This is a genomic window from Microvirga pudoricolor, assembly GCF_016892705.1.
Taxonomy (GTDB): Bacteria; Pseudomonadota; Alphaproteobacteria; order Rhizobiales; family Beijerinckiaceae; genus Microvirga; species Microvirga pudoricolor.
Map to the genome: position 1 here is coordinate 1 of NZ_JAFEMB010000014.1, position 2,094 is coordinate 2,094.

The window sequence follows — 2,094 nt, forward strand, 5'->3', positions numbered from 1 at the left end:
CTCAAAGTATTGCGGGTGGTTTTTTGTTGTTGGGCTTGTCGGGTCTTGCGCTGTATCTGACGCGGGACCTGTCGCAGGGCTCGCTGCGCTCCATGGGACCGGCCATGCTGCCCGACTGGCTCGCCTACGCGGTCGGCCTGTGCGGCCTGGCCCTCCTGGCCGGCGGCCTCCTCAAGCCCGGCCACGCCCTCGAAGCCTGGAGCCTGCGCGGCCCCGCCCTGGTCATCCTGGCCATCCTGGCCTTTGCCGTCACCATCCGGCCCTTCAGCCTCGGATCCCTCACCCTGCCAGGCCTCGGCCTCGTCGCCGCCGGCCCGCTCGCCATCGTCATCGGCGGCTACGCCACCCCCGAGGTGCGCCTGCGCGACCTGGTCATCCTGGCCCTCACCCTCACCCCCTTCTGCATGGTCCTGTTCGGCGACCTGTTGAACCTGCCCATCCCGATCTTCCCCCAAAGCCTGGCAGGCCTGTTTCCCGCCGACTGGTCCCAAAAAGCCATCCTGCGCGCCACCGCCGCCGCCCTGCTCGCGGCCGCCGCCGTCCTCTTCCTCCTCGGACGCGCCCGCTCCCCCCGCCGCATCGACGTGGCCGATCATTCAGGACAGATCTGATGGGCGATTTCGTCTCCAACCTGGCGCTCGGCTTTTCCGTCGCCCTGTCCCCCCTCAACCTCGGCCTGGCCTTCCTGGGCTGTTTGGTGGGCACCCTCATCGGCGTCCTGCCCGGCGTCGGGCCCATCGCCACCATCGCCATGCTCTTGCCCATCACCTTCGGGCTCGATCCCACCGGCGCGCTCATCATGCTGGCGGGCATCTATTACGGGGCGCAATACGGCGGCTCGACCACCGCCATCCTGGTCAACATCCCCGGCGAGGCCACCTCCGTGGTCACCGCCCTCGACGGCCACCAGATGGCCCGCCAGGGCCGGGCCGGCGTGGCGCTGGGGATCGCGGCCATCGGGTCGTTCTTTGCCGGCACCGTGGCCACCCTGGTGATCGCGGCGCTCGGCGCGCCGCTCACCGGCCTGGCCCTCATCTTCGGGCCGGCCGAGTACTTCTCGCTCATGGTGATGGGCCTGGTCTTCGCGGTGGTGCTGGCGCGCGGATCCATCCTCAAGGCCGTGGCCATGATCCTGGTGGGGGTGCTGCTGTCCACGGTGGGCACCGACCTGGAGACCGGCGAGGAGCGCATGACCTTCGGGCTGCCCTTCCTGGCCGACGGCATCGACTTTGCGGTGCTGGCCATGGGCATCTTCGGCGTCGCCGAGATCCTGCGCAACCTCGACCACACCGAGAGCCGCGACGTGGTGCGCCAGGCCATCGGGCGCCTGCTGCCCAACCGGGACGACTTCAAGCAGGCCTACAAGCCCGTGATCCGCGGCACATTGATCGGGGCGATCCTGGGCATCCTGCCGGGCAACGGGGCGGTGCTGGGGCCGTTTGCGTCCTACACGGTGGAGAAGAAGATCGCCCGGGACCCCAAGCGCTTCGGCCGGGGCGCCATCGAGGGGGTGGCCGGGCCCGAGAGCGCCAACAACGCGGGCGCCCAGACCTCGTTCATTCCGCTGCTGACGCTGGGCATTCCGCCCAATGCCGTGATGGCGCTCATGGTGGGCGCGATGACGATCCACGGGATCGTGCCCGGCCCGCAGGTGATGACGCGCAACCCCAACCTGTTCTGGGGCATGATCGCCTCGATGTGGGTGGGCAACCTGATGCTGCTGATCATCAACCTGCCCCTGGTGGGGATGTGGGTGCGGCTGTTGAAGGTGCCCTATCGTCTGATGTTTCCGGCGATCCTGATGTTTTGCTGCATCGGGATCTACTCGATCAACTCGCTGCCCACGGACGTGATGTTCATCGGGCTGTTTGGGCTGGTGGGGTATATGCTGATCAAGTTCGGGTTCGAGCCGGCGCCGATGCTGTTGGGCTTTGTGCTGGGCAAGCTGATGGAGGAGAACCTGCGCCGGGCGCTCATCATCTCGCGCGGATCGCTGGCCACCTTCCTCGAGCGCCCCGTCAGCGCCGGACTGCTCATCGTCGCCATCATCCTCCTCGTCCTCGCCCTCCTCCCAACCATCCGAAAAGGACGGGA

2 protein-coding genes are annotated in these 2,094 nt (G+C 68.0%); both read left to right on the forward strand.

Going from position 1 to position 2,094, the window contains the following annotated elements; genetic code table 11:
* A partial coding sequence (locus ILT42_RS22675) for a tripartite tricarboxylate transporter TctB family protein (RefSeq protein WP_204218276.1) occupies window positions 1-611 on the forward strand: 611 nt, incomplete at its 5' end.
* Window positions 611-2,094 (forward strand): tripartite tricarboxylate transporter permease (locus ILT42_RS22680; RefSeq protein ID WP_204218277.1); only part of this gene is annotated, 1,484 nt, incomplete at its 3' end. The genes ILT42_RS22675 and ILT42_RS22680, both read left to right, overlap by 1 nt.